The 18988-nt window shown below is 48.7% G+C and carries 17 protein-coding genes; 3 read left to right on the forward strand and 14 right to left on the reverse strand.

What is annotated here, in order from left to right; translation table 11 throughout:
* Positions 1–30: 30 nt before the first annotated feature.
* The 6 genes from yunB to AC2CGA_RS07395 form a co-directional block, all read right to left on the reverse strand.
* A complete protein-coding gene (gene yunB / locus AC2CGA_RS07370) occupies positions 31–789 on the reverse strand; it encodes a sporulation protein YunB (protein WP_024085756.1) in 759 nt (252 codons plus the stop codon).
* Positions 790–915: 126 nt separating this feature from the next.
* Positions 916–2310, reverse strand: a complete 1395-nt coding sequence (locus AC2CGA_RS07375; RefSeq protein WP_014305753.1) for a bifunctional metallophosphatase/5'-nucleotidase — start codon at positions 2308–2310, stop codon at positions 916–918.
* 17 nt (positions 2311–2327) lie between these two features.
* Positions 2328–3149 carry a sulfite exporter TauE/SafE family protein gene (locus AC2CGA_RS07380; protein ID WP_052586528.1) on the reverse strand — a complete coding sequence of 274 codons (822 nt, stop codon included), beginning with the start codon at positions 3147–3149 and terminating at the stop codon, positions 2328–2330.
* 19 nt (positions 3150–3168) lie between these two features.
* Positions 3169–4020 carry a DUF72 domain-containing protein gene (locus tag AC2CGA_RS07385; RefSeq protein ID WP_014305754.1) on the reverse strand — a complete coding sequence of 284 codons (852 nt, stop codon included), beginning with the start codon at positions 4018–4020 and terminating at the stop codon, positions 3169–3171.
* Between the two features lie 26 nt (positions 4021–4046).
* Complete coding sequence (locus AC2CGA_RS07390; RefSeq protein WP_015387759.1) at positions 4047–4400, reverse strand: YunG family protein; 354 nt, start codon at positions 4398–4400, stop codon at positions 4047–4049.
* A 72-nt stretch (positions 4401–4472) separates the two neighbouring features.
* Positions 4473–5837, reverse strand: a complete 1365-nt coding sequence (locus AC2CGA_RS07395) for an allantoinase (RefSeq protein WP_032857628.1) — start codon at positions 5835–5837, stop codon at positions 4473–4475.
* A 179-nt stretch (positions 5838–6016) separates the two neighbouring features.
* On the opposite strand from AC2CGA_RS07395, the gene AC2CGA_RS07400 reads away from it, so the two are divergent.
* A complete protein-coding gene (locus AC2CGA_RS07400; RefSeq protein WP_014305757.1) occupies positions 6017–7612 on the forward strand; it encodes a PucR family transcriptional regulator in 1596 nt (531 codons plus the stop codon).
* 793 nt (positions 7613–8405) lie between these two features.
* Here the strand turns inward: AC2CGA_RS07400 and AC2CGA_RS07405 are convergent.
* From AC2CGA_RS07405 to allC, 4 genes are all read right to left on the reverse strand, one after another.
* Positions 8406–8846, reverse strand: a complete 441-nt coding sequence (locus AC2CGA_RS07405) for a hypothetical protein (protein WP_003151908.1) — start codon at positions 8844–8846, stop codon at positions 8406–8408.
* A 491-nt stretch (positions 8847–9337) separates the two neighbouring features.
* Positions 9338–10534, reverse strand: a complete 1197-nt coding sequence (locus AC2CGA_RS07410) for an MFS transporter (protein WP_007410110.1) — start codon at positions 10532–10534, stop codon at positions 9338–9340.
* A 121-nt stretch (positions 10535–10655) separates the two neighbouring features.
* On the reverse strand, positions 10656–11867 hold the full coding sequence (locus AC2CGA_RS07415) for a pyridoxal-phosphate-dependent aminotransferase family protein (RefSeq protein ID WP_372583980.1): 1212 nt from the start codon (positions 11865–11867) through the stop codon (positions 10656–10658).
* A 60-nt stretch (positions 11868–11927) separates the two neighbouring features.
* Positions 11928–13169 (reverse strand): allantoate deiminase, encoded by a 1242-nt coding sequence (gene allC, locus AC2CGA_RS07420; protein WP_003151903.1) that lies wholly within the window; start codon positions 13167–13169, stop codon positions 11928–11930.
* A gap of 219 nt (positions 13170–13388) precedes the next feature.
* Here allC and AC2CGA_RS07425 point away from each other — a divergent pair, with 219 nt between their 5' ends.
* Positions 13389–14258, forward strand: coding sequence for an endonuclease I family protein (locus AC2CGA_RS07425; protein ID WP_003151902.1), 870 nt, complete (start codon positions 13389–13391; stop codon positions 14256–14258).
* 48 nt (positions 14259–14306) lie between these two features.
* Here AC2CGA_RS07425 and AC2CGA_RS07430 read toward each other — a convergent pair whose 3' ends face one another.
* Positions 14307–15413 carry an ABC transporter ATP-binding protein gene (locus AC2CGA_RS07430; protein WP_003151899.1) on the reverse strand — a complete coding sequence of 369 codons (1107 nt, stop codon included), beginning with the start codon at positions 15411–15413 and terminating at the stop codon, positions 14307–14309.
* A gap of 155 nt (positions 15414–15568) precedes the next feature.
* On the opposite strand from AC2CGA_RS07430, the gene frlR reads away from it, so the two are divergent.
* A complete protein-coding gene (gene frlR, locus AC2CGA_RS07435) occupies positions 15569–16297 on the forward strand; it encodes a transcriptional regulator FrlR (RefSeq protein WP_003151898.1) in 729 nt (242 codons plus the stop codon).
* Between the two features lie 24 nt (positions 16298–16321).
* On the opposite strand, the gene AC2CGA_RS07440 is transcribed toward frlR, so the two are convergent.
* From AC2CGA_RS07440 to AC2CGA_RS07450, 3 genes are read right to left on the reverse strand one after another with little or no spacing between them, the layout of a single operon-like run.
* Positions 16322–17176, reverse strand: a complete 855-nt coding sequence (locus AC2CGA_RS07440; RefSeq protein ID WP_015387755.1) for a PfkB family carbohydrate kinase — start codon at positions 17174–17176, stop codon at positions 16322–16324.
* Positions 17177–17189: 13 nt separating this feature from the next.
* Entirely contained in the window at positions 17190–18074 is an 885-nt protein-coding gene (locus AC2CGA_RS07445) for a carbohydrate ABC transporter permease (protein ID WP_088461629.1), read from the reverse strand.
* A 4-nt stretch (positions 18075–18078) separates the two neighbouring features.
* A complete protein-coding gene (locus tag AC2CGA_RS07450) occupies positions 18079–18969 on the reverse strand; it encodes a carbohydrate ABC transporter permease (RefSeq protein ID WP_371979531.1) in 891 nt (296 codons plus the stop codon).
* Between the last annotated feature and the right edge of the window lie 19 nt (positions 18970–18988).

Raw genomic sequence — 18988 nt, forward strand, 5'->3', positions numbered from 1 at the left:
GCCGCCAGGAAAGATTGCGGCTGTGTGTTTTTATTTATCTTTCTTCTGTTTTTCACTCGGCAGCTGGACAGAAGGCGTCACACCTGACCCGCCGCTTCCGTTATAAAACTGCGGCACCTCTCCTTGAATCGCTTTAATGGAGACCGGAATATTATTTGTGACGACTGATGTCTTACTGGCAAACGGAATAATGACCTTCACTTTAATCTCCACAAAAATACTGATATCGATCAGGGCATTGTTAATGCCGTACGGCTTTATTTTTGTTTTCACATCGGTTAACGCATCACCGATCAGGTTAAAGCGCACGGGGATTTTCGGCCCCAGATTTCCGAGAACGCTGTTTCCCGTGACCTGCCCTAAAGGGATGTTAATCATAATTTCATCGGCCGTTTTCGCGCCTTTTTCCGTTTCATGCTGCTTATTGTTCGACTCCGCTTCCTTCAAATGAGCCTGAAGCTGCTTTGTCACTTTCGCCTTCATGCTGTTGACCATTTGTGTATTAAAATCCATCGTTGTGACTTTTCCGTTTTCATCCGTTTTCATATCTACCATATCTTTCACATTGTCGCTGTGAGACATGTATTCTTCAATGGATTCCGTAATGACCTCTGTCGCCACCCGTTTGGTTTCCATTTCTCCTATGTTCATCAGCACCGGTTTGATTGAGGAGTTGATCATCCAGAGGCTGATGACCGTCGATATGATAAAAAAAGCAAACGACAGAAGAAGCACATATCGAAAAGGCAAAGGCCCTCTCTTGCGAAGAGCGCTCCGGTATCTAGGCAAGAAAAATCCCCCCTTACATATCACAATGTATGCTTGTAAGAGGGGACATAGTATTTTATTTTTGCTCTTAAAAAGTCCCGCTTACCTTCATTCGGGTGAGATGGAACGGCCGGCGGATATTTGACATTACGCTTGCCGCGCGAGCTTCCAGGCGAGCAGATCTCTTAAAAACTCCGGCATAAAGTATTGTTTTTCTTTTGAATCGCGGATGTAAGGGAACAGCTTGCCGAGTGTAAACATGTCGAGAACGGCAACCGAGTATATCCGCTCCGGATCAACCTCTTCTCCGTTCACTTTCACATTGAGGAGATGCGTCACACCGTCTTCAAGGATGCCGGCCTCTGCCTCCGCTCCGGCATATACCATCCTGCCCATCACTTCCCCGCGGAAGCCTAGGCCTTTAATCCGCAGCTGTTCCATTTGTTCCGAGGCGGCCTGGCTGATTGTTTCCCGGAGTTCCCTGCCTGAAAGACGAACGGCGACCGGATTGATCGGATGAGGGCAGATGCGGTGCAAGTCAAGTTTTGTGACAGGCCCCTTCTGTAAAGGCCCCAAAATGACGCCTGAATTCACCATGCTGACTTCACAGCCGCACCAGCTTTTCAGCGCTTCGGCTAATAGAAGCGGGAGCGGCGATTCCTCAAACCACTTCACGCCGGCTTCTTCATTCAGATTGGCGACTTGTACGGAGAGCAGGTTTTCCGCTTCCCGTTCTTTCTCTTTCAGAAAAGCCGCCGTATCTTCAGATTCCCCGTGCCAATCAGCCATTTTCTGTACAGATGCCTGTTTGCTGACAATGGTTCGTGATTCACTTTCTATCGTGAGCTCGACACAGCCGACATAGTTCCCGTATTTCTCCGCACATGCAAGCAATACGCCGTTTATGTCCTGTCCGTCCTCAAGAAGGTGGTGCGTATGTGATTCAAGAATGACATCGATGTCGGGAAATTTTTCCGCTGCGGCCCGGTCATCGATCAGGCCTAAATGAGAAAGCAGAATGATGATGTCCGCTTTGCCCTTGATATCGTCAAGTGATTCTTGAATGCTTTTTTCCGCATCCGTCACCGTCCAGCCGAGTTTTTGATAGACGGGATAATACGGCACCGTGACCCCGAGTATGCCGGCGGTCATCCCGTTTTTCAGCGTTTTGATCACGTAGGGCTCGGCCCATTCCGGCCGATGTCCGTCCGCGTCAAACAGGTTGGACACAATGACGGGAAACGCGGCATGAGTATATAAACCCGCCAGCTCATCGTGAGGCAGCGTAATTCCTTCATTATTCCCGACGGCAGCCGCATCGATCTCAAGCCGGTTTAACAAGTCGACATTCGCTTTGCCGAAGGTCGCTTCCGTTATCATTTGAAATCGGTCCATATGATCGCCGATGTCGAATACGAGTGTTTCCTCCCCGTTTTTTTCATGCTCTTTTCTCTTCTGCTCAATATAATGTACGATTTTCGGCCAATTTTCGAAATGGCTGTGCAAATCATTCGTATGATATAAACGGAGCTTCTCTAACATACCATCTCTCCTACCTTTTAGCTGAATATCCCTTGATAAATCAATTCACAGCCGATCAAAATCAAGACGACCCGCATGAAAAGCACGATCGTTTTCGTCTGCACCCGCTTATTGACCCACGCGCCCATTTTGCCGCCGAACCACGCGCCCGGAACGAGGCACAGCGCATACAGCCAATTGACATGGCCCTCTGCGATATGTGACACGGAACCCGTCACGGAGGATAAGAAAATGATGAGCATTGACGTCGCCACAGCCACTTTCGGCGGGAACAAAAATAACAGCATCATGGCCGGAACCATAAGAGAGCCGCCGCCGATGCCGAAAAGACCGCCCAATAAACCGACGAAAAAGGCAATGGCGATACCGGTAAAAATACGGTACGAATATGTATAAAGCTCACCCGTTTCATCCTCATATGTCCGGATCATGCCTTTATGCGCTTTATTGACCGGTTTTGCTTTCGTCTTCAGCATTAATGTAATAGAAATCAAAATCATAAAAAGTCCGAACCAGACGGAAAACGTATGCGCATTAAAAAGTTTAGACAAATACGCGCCGATGATGCTTCCCGGGCCGGAACCGATAAAAAAGATCAGTCCGCTTTTGTAGTCAACGGTTTTATATTTCATATAGGCCAGAGTTGACGACAGGCCCGTAAAAATAATCACCAAAAGGGACGTGCCGATGGCAGTCTGCGGTGTTACGTCATGGAAAAACGGGGTCATCGTGCTTAAATAGAGCATCGCCGGCACGATGATAATTCCTCCCCCAAGCCCGATCAGGCTGCCGACCGTTCCCGCGATAAATCCCAATATAATCAAAATAAGATAAGACATGTGTCTTGAAACCTCTTTTCTAGCTGAATAGGTCGAGCTGCTTCGGAGCAAGCCCGGTATATGAGATATTTAACATTTCAAGCATCTCAAGCCCGTTATCGGCGGCGTCTCCGCCTGAGTTATTGTTGAAGAGCACATACAGATTGCGCGACTGCTTTTTCAGCTCCTGAAGATTGTTTTTCCAATCTTTGAGCTCCTGTTTGTTATAGCGATATAAATATCTGACCTCACGCCAGTTTTGTCCGCCGTCAGGTTTGATCCAGCCCTGCTTGTTCCGTCCGTGAAAACGGACAAGCGTTTTTTCTTCATCCGTTGCTTTCAGGACGGTCGGAATGCTGCCCTCGCCGATTTGCGGCTCGTCACATATGCTGTGAATCCAGCCTTCCTCCTTCATAAAGGAAAGCGTCTGTTCGTAAAATGGCGGGGAAAACCAAGACCGGTTGCGGAATTCAAGCGCGCACGGGATATCGCCCATCTGCTGCCTGCACCATCTTAAATATGCGACGTTTTCTTTCTTGCAGTCAAACCACGGCGGGAATTGGAACAGCACCATGGCAAGCTTTCCATGCTCTATATACGGCGATAATGACAGCTTAAACGCCTCAAACATTTCTTCCTTCGATTCAAAGGGAATATCGCCGCGCTGATGACCCGTCATTCCTTGATATGCCTTAATGACAAATTGAAAAGATTCCGGCGTCTCTTTGACCCATCTTTCGTTATTGCGGGCGGGCTGTATCGCGTAAAAGCTCGCGTCCAGCTCAACGATGGGAAAATGGGAGGAATACGCCTGCAGTTTTTGCGGGCCCGCTGTTTTAGGCGGATAGATGCTGTCATGATCCCCCCACCCCGTCAGTCCGATATAAATCACAATCCTTCACCTCTCATTCTAGTTTATCACAGGTGTTTTTCTCTTTCCGTTTCCATGTTTTTTCTGAATGCACTTTTCAGGTAACGGTACTGATGTTCATTGGTGTCCGAAAATGCCTCATCTCTGGAAGAAAGAATGTGCTGATAGACGATCGGCTCTGAAAACTGACTGCTCGTGAAATCATATATCTCCCCGTCTATTCGATTATAAAAATGCCAGCTTGTGCCGGTTTTTGTTTTGAGAATGTCACCGCCGTAAACATCTTGGATGACTAAAGCCGTCACGCCGCACTGGCCTGTGGCCGGGCAATCTTCCGTCCATTTTGTACTGGTCTTGCGCGACCAGGATGCCGTTAATATGTTCAAGATTTGATCATACAATGTGTTTTACTCCTTTTTATAAAAAGATACCACGAGACCCGCTCTCCAAACGACAAAAAAAGCCGATTCTCATCAGAGAATCGGCTCTTTTATTTCAGAAGGCTTCAGAAATGTTCCGAAAGCCCCCCTCTGCTTACGACCGCCATCCTGGTACACACAGCGCCCCTTGCTGTAGGTCGCAGCAATTCGGTATGGAAAGGTGCGGCCTTCATACAGGCTTTGCTTATGTTTGGAAAACATCGTTTCTTTTGTGACGGTAAAAGGTTCCGGCCGGACAATGGCAAAATCAGCGTCAAATCCTTCTTCAAGCCGGCCTTTATTCGTTAAACCGAAACGTTTGGCAGGTGCTTCTGCCGTCCATCGGGCCACATGTTCAAACGGAATCCCATGATCGATCGCTAATTGAATCATGCCGAGAAGCGTAAATTGGCCTCCGCTGATCCCGCCCCACGACAGGAACATATTATCCTCGCGTTTCAAAGCCGGATGACAGGGAGAATGATCCGAAGACACCATATCAATCAGGCCCTCAGCCAAAACCCCGATCAATTCCTCTTTATCAGCCTCTGAGCGGAGCGGCGGAGCGCATTTGGCAGCCGCCCCTTTTTTGAGGAAGTCTTCAAAGCTGAATAATAAGTAGTGCGGACATGTTTCAACGGTGACATCCAATCCGTCTTTTTTCGCCTGCTGAATGGAGAGCACGGCCCGTTTCGTGCTGATATGTACAAAATGAAGCGCGCATCCCGTCGCTCTTGCATATTCAATCGCCCGCTGCACAGCCTCGCATTCGGCTTCTTCCGGACGGGAGGAAGCGTAAGCGCGGGCATCAATTTTCCCTTGGAGCGCGTACTCGGCTTCAAGGAATCGGGTGAGGGCGTCGCTTTCTGCGTGCAGGGCCAAAATCCTGCCGCACGCCGCGATTTCCTTCATTCCCTTTAAAAGAGTCCGTTCATCGGCTGATTGAAATTCATCCGTTCCCGATTTAGACAGAAACGCTTTAAACCCGATTGCCCCCGCTTCTGCCATCGGCCGGATATGTTCGGTATACCCGGGCATCAAACCGCCCCAAAGCGCAAAATCAACCGCTGACTTCCGTTCGGCGATTTCCGCCTTTGCCAGCAGGTTTTCAGCAGTTACCGTCGAAGGAATGCAGTTAAGCGGCATGTCAAAATAAGCCGTACAGCCGCCGGCAGCAAGCATGTTTGAGCCGGTTTCAATGCCTTCCCATTCTTCGCGTCCGGGTTCATTGAAATGCACGTGACAATCGACCGCGCCCGGAAACACATACATGCCGTCTGCCTGCACCACTTGTTCCGCGTTTTCGTCAATGCCGGGCTCGATCAATGCGATTTTCCCGTCCTTGACGGCGATATCGGCCCGCTCTGTCCCGCCTTTTCGCACAGCTTTCGCACCCTTTACAATTACGTCATAGGCCATTTTATCTTCCTCCCTGTAAGGATGACGATTTTCTGTCAGTTTTTATCACAACATGCGTCTATGATTGCCAGTTTACTGCTACTATGATCGTAATACATCAGCAAAACCGCTATAATTTTTGATGATTTTTATTCATATTAACCAATGGTTGTCTTTAGAACCTGAAAGGAGATTGACTGATGAATATTTATGATGTAATGAAGATTCCCGCTTATGAGCGGGCCGCATTAATCGCAGGCAGATCCGGCGGCTGGAGGGAGGTGCAGCACGTCAACATGATGGATGCGCCGGACATCGCTGATTTTTTACATAAAAACGAATTGCTCGTCACGACCGCTTACCACTTGAAGGACCGCCCGCAGCTGTTGAAAGATTTAATCCGCCTCATGGCAAAACGGGGCTGCGCGGGACTGGGGATCAAAACGAAGCGCTATCTTAATGTCATTCCGAAAGATGCCGCGGAGCTTGCCGACCGGTATGAATTTCCGATTATTGAGCTGCCGGAAGACATCAGGCTGGGAGATATCGTCAACGCTACACTGAGCCATATTCTTGATATGCGTTCAAATGAGCTGCAGCAAGCCATTTACGCCCATAAAAAATTTACAAACCACATCATGAGCGGAAAAGGGCTGCAATCCCTGCTTAAGAAGCTCTCAGACATTCTCCGGCTTCCCGTGCTGCTTTTGGATCAGCATACAAAACTCTTATCATCGTCCCACAGCATACCCATTGACACGTCTTTATTGAAAAACATCTGTTATTCCCTTTCCGGTCCTTATTTCACCTGCTTTTCCATGCTCTCCGACAGAAAGGCGTATTCTGTCCTGCCGATTCTGAATGTTGAAAAAAACTGCGGTTATCTGGTGATTCCGGAGCTGGTGCAGACCGCTGATAAAGGCATGATTTTGACAATTGAACAGGCGGCCAACGTCATTTCCTTTGAACTGCTGAAAGAAAATGCCGTCAAACAATTCGGCAGACGGGCGCGAAATGAATTTTTCAGCAATTTCATCGACCGCTCGTTTACCGGCCATGAAGAAATCAAAAGCCGCGCCAAAGAATTCCGGCTTCGCTGGGATCAGAAATACATGTGCATTTGCGGAAAACTCGACCGAAATGAGAAAACGATCAGCTTTACCGAAAATCAGCTCGTTTCCGATCATGTATTTGATCTGCTTGAAGGGGAACTGTCATCCTTTCCGTTTCCCCCTCATCTCTTTATTAAAGGAAATGTCGGTATTCTTTTAATTGAAGCGACAGACAGCTGGAATGAAATGCACGCGTCTGTCATCAGCTTTTTGGAGCAGTTTCAGAAACAGGTCCGGACGCAGTTTAAACGGACTGTCTCCTTCGGCATCTCAAACATATGCCAAAAGCTGATCGATGTCCCTGACGCTTTTACTGAAGCTTCAGACGCCATTTCATCCGGGCATTTGTCCAGAAGCGCGGAGTTTATTCAAATCTATCATGCCAAAGACGTGCCGGAGCTGCTCCGCCTGCTTCCGGCGGAAGATGTGAAGAAGTTTTACGAAGCCACCCTCCAAAGCCTGGCCGATCGGCAAAAGGAGGACCAGAGCCTGCTTCATACACTGTCTGTTTACCTGGAGACCCACTGCCAGATTTCAGAAACGGCTAAGCGCCTGTACGTCCATCGAAATACGGTGATCTATCGTTTAGAAAAATGCGAGGAACTGCTCGGCAAAAGCTTAAAAGATCCGGAGACGACGATGCGCCTGCGGCTCGCGCTGAGAATGCAGCGGCTGATCGGTTAAGGAATTGCTGCTTTCTCAAAAGAAATCCACTCTCATTGGCGTTTCCGCCAAAAAAACACGAATATTTCAGCGATAAAGCCTAATGCCAGCCCGTCTTCCGCATACTAACGTGTTTTAAACATCACATTCGGAAAAATGAGGAGTTGGGATAAGAGAAAAACAGCATCACTGGCCATCCGCTCTCAGTATGTAGCTGCCATGTACGCAGGAGCCATTACAATCCCTTATTCGGCGGGATTTATTGAATACAAAGGAAATCGTACGGAGAGCTTCGCGAAGGCTACGGTGCCGCAGAAGAGGTTCATGCCCAACCGCTTCTGTATTTCACAAACAAGCCCTCTCAATAGCGAACCCTGATTTAGATGCAGATTTCCTTAGCTGTTTCACATTACCTTCCAATCTCAAAAGCATACTTGGGATACAGTCGTCGGTGAGATTCCATGCTCGGAAGGAAAAACGAAGACGGGCGGCTCGACAGCCATATTCTCAGCGAACGGATGCAGCACGGAGAAATATGATGGAATCATACGGGTGCTTGCTTCTCTCGTTTAGGCTTGCTTGAAAATACCCCTCTCCATCCATTTTCATATATCGATGCATTAAAGGACTACCACATCCCCCTCCTGCTCATCCTATTTGGCTATCAGTTGTACCTGGGGAGTTAGGGTTTCATACTCAATGAAAAGGATGCAGGGGTCCCCTGCATCCTAAGTACATTCAGAAAATTTTCAGCCTTTAAAAATTAATTTAGAAGAATAATTATTACTAATCAGTCGAAATCATATTTTAGATACTAGCGTTTCCATTTACTTGAATTTACAGTTTGAAGTAGTTCCGAGTGTTTCCAGTTGTTATAAAGTTTCACTTTTACACGAGTTGAAGCAGATTTTTTAGCGATATTCGTAAAAGTAACATTCAATTTTTTGCCGTATGACGCATTACCGGAAGCAGTATCAATAGTCTTCCATGAACCGCTTGTATACCGCTGAAGGTATAATTTACAATAAGCTGCGGTCTCCCATGTGCCTGATCTTCCTAATTCAACTGTGGCATTAACATTTTTGTAGTTATCTGATGTATGTATATATGATTTTGCAGAAACAGTTCCAGTATTGTAAGTAAAGCTCGTTGTTTTGCTTACTGCTTGCGCTGATTGACTGAATCCTATAATCAGGCCAAAAGTCATAATACCTGCCAACAATACTGCTAGAATATTCTTAGTTTTACTTCTCATGATAAATCCCTCCATTAATAATTATACTTGTAAACACAATACTATTATACATTCTAACCCATATTTTCCGATTTTTAAAGACTAAATAATCTTTTGGTTACAAAAACTAGATAAGAATAAGATGAGTTTTAAAAGACATTGTATGAATTTTATAAATAAATTTTAAAAACGATATCTGATAAGAACAAAAGCCTCCGCCTCATTTTCTCCTCAGTTCTCATTGGCTTGAGTAATAATGGAAGACATTGTGATTTTTTAGCCGAAAAGCCGTTTTTTCTGTGCGTATCAATCTGTTATTGGCTTCCCAATAGCAGCCGGGGCGGAACTCACCAAAAAGGTGTATTCGGCCACTTTATTACTGTCAGCCTGCTTCATATCCTCATTACAGACAGAAAATACAACAGAAGCAAACTTGGAAGATAAGTAAAAATGGATATTTTCAAATTGAAGAAAAAGCAAAAAGCCTCCGGATACCCGGAGGCTTTTGATTCTTATCCTTGCTGCGTGAACGGCCGGGTCTGTGTCTTTTTGCCCCAGCCAAGCGCAGCCAGAAAACTGATGGCGAGAATGGCCGCTCCCAGCATATACGGAAATTCCATATTTACATCAAAGAGAAAACCGGCGGCTGACGGTCCGGCGATATTCGCTAAGCTGATGAATGAAGTGTTCATCCCGCCGGCAAACCCCTGCTGGTCACCGGCGAGCTTCGACAGCATCGTATTAACGGCCGGCCGGAGCAGCGATGTCAGCGTCAGGAAAAAGATTGCCGCGGCAAAAACGGCCCAATATGAACCCGCAAACCGGCACCACACAAGTCCTGCAGCAGCACCGATCAACGTCACGTTAATGACGCGCTTTTCCCCGAACCTGCGGACGAGATAACTGACGCCGACCGCCTGCACAAATACGCCGATGAGACCCGCAGCCGTAATAATAAAGGCAATATCAGAGGCTTTAAATCCGTGTTTATGGTCAACGTAAAGGCCGAAAACGGATTCAAAGTTCATAATTCCGAAGTTCAGCACAAAAACCAGAATCAGCATAAACGCGAACGGCGATTTGAGCGCGCGTGACATTTGCTTAAACAGATGCTCACGTTTTTCCGTTTTTGCCCGGGCTTCCAGCTGCTTTTCACGCCCCAGCGTTTCGGGCAGAAAGAAAAATGAAAGAACGGTTGAAAAGCAGGCGAGACTTGCGGACACGATGAACGGCACAGACATGCCGTAATGAACCAAATAACCGCCGACACCGGGTCCGATGACGACACCGAGCGTCATCGCCGCGCTGAACAGCCCCATTCCTTTCCCGCGTTCTTCCTCGGTCGTAATATCCGCAATGTAAGCGAACATTGACGGCATTAAAAACGCCGCGCCCATTCCGCCTAAAAGGCGGGATGCGAACAATTGCCACAGGCTTCCGGCAAAGGCGAAGATCAATTGTGACACGGCAAAGGCGGCAATGCCGAAAATAATCAGTTTCCGCCGTCCGTATTTGTCGGTTATTTCCCCGGCAATAGGCGCAAATAAAAGCTGTGTAAGCCCCGCCGCCGCAACAAGCAGACCCATCGTGCTCCCCGTCGCTCCGAATTCGGTAATATATGCGGGCATAATCGGAATAATCAATCCGATCCCAAGCATCGCAATAAACATATTCAGCATTAAAATTGACAATCGCCCCATGTACGCCATGATTTCTTACCTTCTCCCCAGACAAACAGATGGTCATTCCATATTTGTCATTTTTTATACCATTCAGTATAACGGGGAAAAGGGAAAAAAGTCCAGATGATTTCAATCTCGTTTTCATATCTCATGACAGCACACCGGTTTCAGCCGGCAGATCATATATGTTAAGTGCCGCCTGCAGCGCTTCCCCGGCTTTAACTGCAACTCCGTGTCTGATCAGAACCGCTTCAAGTCCGGCCAGCACAAACAGCACATTTTCCTTTCTGCAGCTGTAGCCCATCGTTCCGATTCTCCAAATTTTCCTCTGCAGCGGACCGAACGAGCTGGCGATTTCAATTCCGAATTGAGACAAAAGCATACTCCTTATCGATTCGCCGTCTGCTTCCGGCGGAATCTTCACACATGTGACGACAGGCAGCTTCGCCTCCGGATCGCCGAATAAATCAAGGCCCATCGCTGCAAGTCCCGCCGTAAGCGCTTTTTCATGGCGCTGATGCCTGCGGAACCGTTCTTCAAGTCCTTCTTCCAGAACAAGGCGCACACCCTCCCGCAGCGCATAAAGCATTGCTGTCGCTTCTGTATGGTGATTCAGCCTTCTTTCACTCCAATAATCTTCGAGCTGGCTCAGATCAAAATAGTTGCTCGTAACCGGCCGATGACCGGACAGCATTTTACCGTCAGCTGCCGTTGCAATGCCACGTTCTACCTTTTTACGAGCGGCAATGACAGCGGCCGTCCGGTCATTATAAGTAATCGGCGCCATTCCGGAAGGGACCGATAGGCATTTTTGCGTTCCCCCGATGACTGCGTCAATCTTCCATTCATCCGTTTTTACGGCGCATCCGCCAATCGTGGCCACAGCATCCACGATAAAGAGTGCATCTTGGGCGCGGCACGCTTCCCCGATTTCTTTCAGCGGATGAATCCGCCCCGTTGATGTTTCTCCGTGCACCATAGCGACGATTTTCGGGGAAATCTTTTTCATCTCGCCGATAATCTCTTCAGGCCGGAAGACCGTTCCCCATTCACACTCGATCGTATGAACGTCCGCTCCGTACCGCTCGGCGATTTCAGTCAGCAGGTGTCCGAAGCGTCCGTATATCGGAACGAGCACGCTGTCGCCAGGTTCTATCAAACTTGCGAGAACAGCCTCAATCCCCGCTCTTGATGTGCCGTCAATCGGATAGGCCCAGCGGTTTTCCGTTTGAAACAATTCACGGAGCATTTGCATCGTTTCGTTCATGATGCCGGTAAACGCCGGGTCAAACTGGCCGAGGATCGGAGCGCCCATCGCCCTCAGCACTCTCGGTTCAGCTTCAGTCGGTCCCGGTGTCATAATCGTTCTTTGCGGAATGCACAATTCTTTTCTGGTCGGCACGCCGATTCCCCCTTTACGTTAATAGGCAAGTTTATGTAATACATTCGCCAGCGTAAGGACGCCGGTTTCAAGCTGATGTGCGGGTGTGAATTCAAGCGGCGAGTGGCTGATCCCGCCACGGCTCGGCACAAAAAGCATGCAGGCCGGAAAGGTTCTGCCGAGCATCTGGGCGTCATGTCCCGCTCCGCTTACGATCTTCTCCGGGTCCGCCCCCTGCTCTTTTGCAGCCTGTGCTGCGGTTCGTGTCAGTGTGTGATCCATTTGAACCGGCTCTATCCTCATATATTCATCAATAAAGGGTCTGACTCCTTTGCTGCGGCTGATGTTTTCAATAATCGACACCAGTTTCTGATGGAAGGCTGCCAGCACGTCTTCCTGCTGATGGCGAATATCAACGGAAAACTGGATACGGCCCGGAATGACATTCGCCATATTCGGCTCAACCGTCATTTTCCCGCACGTCAGGCGAAGCTCTTCCGGCTGTCTTTCCGCTGAGAGCATGAGTTCATGGATGATGCTGCTTCCCGCCGCGAGCGGATCTTTCCGCCATTTCATTGAAGTGGTCCCCGCATGGTTGCATTCACCGTCAAGCGTAACGGTATAGCGTCTCTGTCCGGCAATCCCGGTGACAATCCCGATATCCTTTCCCGATCGTTCAAGCGTTTGCCCCTGTTCTATATGAATTTCCAGAAAGGCACTAATATCAGTGCGCAGCGGCGCCGGATAACGGCCTGCACCGAAGCCGTTCTGCCGCATGGCTTCTTTCAGAGAAATGCCGGACGCGTCTTTCGGCGTTTCCGCATCTGAAAGCGAGAAAGCACCGGTGATATTGCCTGAGCCCCAATAGGTGATGGGAAAACGGCTCCCTTCCTCTTCACAGAGCGACACAGCCTCCAGCGTTTTTTTCGGACGCCCGCACGTCTCATGCAAATGCCGGATCGCCAGCATGCCCGCCAGCACGCCGAACGCACCGTCATATTTGCCGCCGTCAATAACGGTGTCAATATGCGACCCGGTCAGAATCACCTCATCAGGCGATTCTGTGCCGTTCAGACGGCCGAACACGTTACCGACATCGTCAAATGCCGTTTCCAGCCCGAACGCCTCCATTTTCTTTTTGACGGCAAGCTGGGCGTCCATCCATTCTTTCGTATATAAAAGCCTCGTCACTCCGCCGGAAGCGGAAGCGCCGAATTGAGACAGCCATTGTATGTCATCGGAAATCCCGATATTCGCCGCCGAAAGCTGCTGATGTTCCATACACGCCCTCCTTTTAAACTGAAAAACTGACAAGATGATCTTCATTATAGAAGGAGCGCATAACGAGTTCATTATCATATCTTCCAAAAAATCAATGATTTTCCGGATACTTTGACCAAGAAACCGCCCCTCTGTCCCATAAGCCGAAGGAACCATTTTTCAAAAAAGATAGAATATTAGATTTATTTTTTGGATAATAGAGGTAAAGGAGGGCAAGTCATGACAAAAAAACTTTGGTTTCTGCCGATTGTCTGCCTGTTTTTCATTTTGGGTTGGACCGCGCCGTCAGCCTCTGCGGGCGCGCCGGCTGACACGAATCTGTACAGCCGGCTGGCGGTTTCAACTGCCGGCGGCACAACTCTTTTTCCGCAAACTTCCTCAGCTGTCATCACTCCGTCTGCGGATACGGAGACATATTACAAAGAAGCTTCCGGAAAAAGCGGAACAGCCTTAAAGAGCGCCCTGCACCGCATCATCAGCGGACATACAAAGCTGTCTTACAGCCAAGTATGGAATGCATTGAAGGAAACTGACGAAGATCCGGCAAACCCGAACAATGTCATCTTGCTCTACACCCAGGAATCACGGGCCAAAAGTAAAAACGGCGGCAGCGTCGGGGACTGGAACCGTGAACACGTGTGGGCAAAGTCACACGGAAACTTCGGAACAGCTGCCGGCCCCGGGACGGACATTCATCATCTGCGCCCTGCAGACGTCCAGGTGAACAGCGCCAGAGGAAACATGGATTTTGATAACGGCGGCTCAGAATACCCGAAAGCGCCGGGCAATTATTATGACGGTGATTCCTGGGAGCCGCGCGATGAGGTCAAAGGAGACGTCGCCCGCATGCTGTTTTACATGGCGGTGCGTTATGAAGGCGGCGACGGGTATCCCGACCTTGAGCTGAATGATAAAACCGGAAACGGCTCAGCTCCTTACATGGGAAAACTGTCCGTTTTGCTCAAATGGAATAAACAAGACCCCGTCGACAGTAAGGAAAAACGGCGGAACGAAATCATTTACGAAGACTATCAGCATAACCGCAATCCGTTTATCGACCACCCGGAATGGGCGGACGAAATCTGGTAATCGTATCATAAGAAGTGATAAGGGAGCCCCATCATCAGGCTCCCTTTTTCAATATACGGCGTTTTCAGTGTCGGCATCAAAAAACACGGCCCGGTTCATATTGACCGCAAGCAGAATGGCATCGCCGGGTTTCACCTCTGAAGCGCCGTCAAGGCGGATCGTCATGCGGTCATCTCCGCTCACCGCATGAACGTACATCTCCGCGCCTAAGTTCTCACATATTTCCGCCACAGCGCGGCACACCGCTTCAGGCGGGTGCTCTGATTGTCCGGCAAGCGTCAAATGCTCCGGACGCAGCCCCGCAGTCATCTCCTGACCGCTGTATCCTTTCTGCACAAGAACGGCCGCTTTTTCTTTCGGAATGGGCAGACGAACGGACGAACCGGCAAAATACCATTGCCCGTGACTTTCTTCTATGACGCCTTTTATAAAATTCATACTCGGAGAACCGATAAAACCCGCCACAAACATATTCGCCGGATAATGATAAATCTCATGGGGGCTTGCGGCCTGCTGAATATCTCCTTCATTCATCACGACAATCCGGTCGCCCATTGTCATCGCTTCCGTCTGATCATGCGTCACATAAACGATGGTCGCTTTCAAACGCTGATGGAGCTTGCTGATTTCGGCGCGCATCGTCACACGCAGTTTCGCATCTAAGTTGGAAAGCGGCTCGTCCATCAGAAACACTTTCGGCTCCCGCACGATCGACCGGCCGAGCGCAACCCGCTGCCGCTGTCCGCCTGAAAGAGCCTTCGGTTTCCGCTTGAGCAGATGCCCGATTTCCAAAATATCAGCGGCCGTCCGGACTCGCTCTGCGATTTCTTTTTTCGGCAGCTTTCTGAGCTTCAAACCGAACGCCATATTATCAAACACCGTCATGTGGGGATACAGCGCGTAATTCTGAAAAACCATTGCGATATCACGATCCTTCGGGGGCAGATCGTTCACCGCATCTCCATCGATATAAAGCTTCCCTTCAGAAATGCTCTCCAGTCCGGCAATCATTCTGAGTGTCGTAGATTTGCCGCAGCCGGAGGGACCGACAAGCACCAGCAGCTCCTCATCCTTTACATCTAAGTGAAAATCCTTCACTGCCGCCGATTGGGCGCCGTATGTTTTTTTGATATGGTCAAATGTTAATGATGCCATTCGAAACCTCCTCCAATACTGGAAACCGCCACATCTTTCTGTTATGTTAAAAATGTTCGGGGTTTCTGACAGATTCATAAATGAAAAGCAAATTTGTATTATAACGTCATAATACATATAATAGTACTACTACTTGACAAAGGAGGTCCGTCCCATTGTTAAATAACGGGAGCTCGAAACCTTTATATATTCAGCTGAAACAAATTATCGCGGACGATATCAAGAAGGGCGTTTATTCGCCGTCCGTAAAACTGCCGACTGAAAATGAGCTGTGCGAAACGTACAACGTCAGCCGCATAACAGTCAGGAAGGCCATCCTTGATCTTGTGGAAGAAGGCTGGCTCGTCCGGCAGCAGGGAAAGGGAACGTTCGTTAAAAGCCCTAAACTGAAGCGGGAGCTCATCGCGGTCAACGGCTACTCTGAATTTATGGAATCAACGGGAAAAAAACCGAAACACCAGATCCTTTCCCATGAAATCATTGAAGCGCCTAAATCCATCGCTCAAAAACTTCGCGTCGCTTCCGAAAGTCCCGTTCTTGAATTAAAACGCATTTTATTTCACGACGACCAGCCGCTCTCATTCGAAATCGCCCACTATCCGCTCAGTTTATTTCCCGACATCGGCAAGCATATTAAAGGCGGCGTGTCGATGCATGACATTTTGAAACAGCACTATCAGGTGGTGCCCACCCATAATACGAAACTGTTAAATGTCGTATACGCCAAGCAGGAAGAAAGCCGCTATCTGGCTTGTGATATCGGGGATGCGCTTTTTGAAATTGACAAAACCGCTTTTATGTCAAAAGAACAGCCGATATACAGTTCGCTGTTTTTAATGCATACCGACCGCGTCACGTTTACCATTAACAGCCCCTATGCGTAACAAGTATAAAAAACGAGACAATGCTTATCGTATTCTCGTTTTTTCACTGCTTTTCCCGCCGTCCGGCCTGTAGGGATGCCCGTAACCGAACGCTCCGAACCCCCCGCATGTTTTGGCAGCCGTCCCGGCGGCCGCAGTAAGCGCTCGCCGAATATCCTGATGTTCGTAGAAATCGGTAAGAAACCCGGCGATAAAAGAATCACCCGCCCCCAATGTATCTATGATATCAGCTCTTACCACCGGCTGATGATAGACGCGTTCCCCATCCGATAACACCGCGCCATGTTCTCCCCTTGTCAGACAAACGATTTTCGCTCCGAAACCGCGGGCTTTTTCGGCAAGCCGCACACATTCACTTTCACTCAAATCACTCCCGGAAAAAAACGCATACGTCACGTACGGACAGACCGCTTCTAAATAGGCTTCGTCACGTTTTACAGAGAAGTCAAAGGAAATCGGCACATGGCCGCTCAGCATCGGAAGGTCACGTTCTATCCTGCTGTATACGCTCGTATGCAGCAGATCATGTCCGGCGATAAATGAGATGTCATTCTCCTGAAAAGCGAGCGTCAGACGCGATTGCACGCCGCCTTTATTTGATCCGGCAAATATCCTGTCCCCTCTTTCATCAAGTGTGACGACCGCCATCCCGTTTTCTCCGTATGCCCGGCGGATCAGATCGGCATTCACCTTCTCCAGTTTCAGCACATTCAATACGTGATCCGCCGCTTCATCACTGCCGAGAATCCCGATATAAGAAGTTTCGTGGCCTAAGCGCCGGGCAAGCACGGCTACATTTAACGCATTTCCGCCCGGGTAAAACGTCTCCTGATCCTGATAATAATCTACTACATTATCTCCGGCCGCTATCAGTTTCATCTTTTCATCCCCCTTATCCTTTCACGCTTCCCGCTGCAATGCCGCGGATAAAATATCTCTGCATTAATAAAAACAGCGCGATAATCGGAGCAGCAGAAATCGTCAGCCCGGCCAGCAGCACGCCCCAATCCGTCTGCAGCGCATCTCTGAACTGCATCAGCCCGGCCGGAATCGTACGTAAATTTTCATCATCGATAAAAATAATCGCAAACATAAACTCATTCCATGTATGGTAAGCCGTCAAAATGCCTGATGTCACCAGAATCGGCACGCTCATAGGTAAGAATATTCTGAAAAATATTCCGAAACTTGTACATCCATCCAGATAGGCCGCTTCCTCAAGCTCTTTGGAAATCGACAAAAAATAGGAACGGATCAGAATCACGGTAAACGGAATACGGTAGGCTGCGTACGGAAGAATCAATGCCCAATACGTATTGTACAATCCCAATGACTGGATAATGGAGTACAGCGGCACAAGACTGACCTGCGGCGTCAGCATCAAGCCGCCAAGACAAATGATCAGCACAAACCCTTTTCCTTTAAATTGAAAACGGGCCAGCCCGTATGCCGCCCAGGCACTCACAAATACGGTGATGAGACAAGTCAGCACGGTCACAATGACGCTGTTCATAAAATAAGCGGAAATCCCTTGGTTCCATGCGGATATGAAGTTTTCGGGATGCCAGACAGAGGGCAGCGACCAGCTGTGCTCAAAAATCTCATCCGAGCTTTTAAAGGCGCTGACCGCCATCCATAACAGCGGATAAGCAACAGCAATGAGGTAGATAAAGAGAAACAGCCACACAGACGTTTCCCCGACATACCATTTTCTCGGTTTTCCGCCTGTTCTGACGGCCTGACGGGCATGACGCAAGTCCGTCTTTTCAGGAAGCATCGGCCTACTCCTCCTTTCCGGTCTTAAAGAATTTCATCTGAATAAGCGACAGAGCAAGCGTCAGCAAAAGCACCACCGTCGCGATCGCAGAAGCGTAGCCCATCATATCCTTTGTAAAAGCGCTCTTATACAAAAATGTGCTCAGCACTTCTGAAGCATTGCCCGGCCCTCCGCCGGTCAGAATATACGGTTCATTAAATACGGTAAATGCGCCGGTCAGCGTCATCACCACGGCAACAAACGACATTTCTTTCGTCTGCGGCACCGTAATGTGAAAAAACTGCTGGATTTTTCCGGCTCCGTCCAGCTGCGCCGATTCATATAATTCAGCGGGAATGCTCTGAATCGAGACAATGTACAGCATGGCGATGTAACCGACAGACTGCCATTGAGACACAAAAATGACAGACAGCATAGCGGTGTTTTCATCGCCCAGCCACGCCCGGGTCAGTTCATCAAGTCCGACCGCTTCCAGCAGCTGATTCAAAAGCCCGATTTCCGGGTTATAAATAAAATCAAACAACAGCGCAATGACGGTCATGGAAATGACGACCGGAAGAAAAAATACCGTACGGAAAAACGGCGACCATTTTCTTACCAATCTGTCTTCCAGCACGGCCGCCAGAATTAACCCGCCGCCAACCTGGCAAATCAGCGATATGACCGCATACAGCACATTGTTGCGGAGTGCTGTAAAAAACACGGAATCGCGGAACAGGTCAATATAATTTTTCAAACCGATAAACGTCTTTTCGGGTTGAAATGAGCTCCATTCAAACAGACTGAAAAACACATTCTCAATAATCGGAATGTAAACGAACAGCAGAAAAACCAGCGCGGGCGCGAGAAACAGATATGGAACGAAACGTTTTCGGCTGACCAAGGAAATCCTCATCTCCTTTCTCCAAAGAAAT

This window comes from Bacillus sp. SYZHCR11, assembly GCF_057196865.1.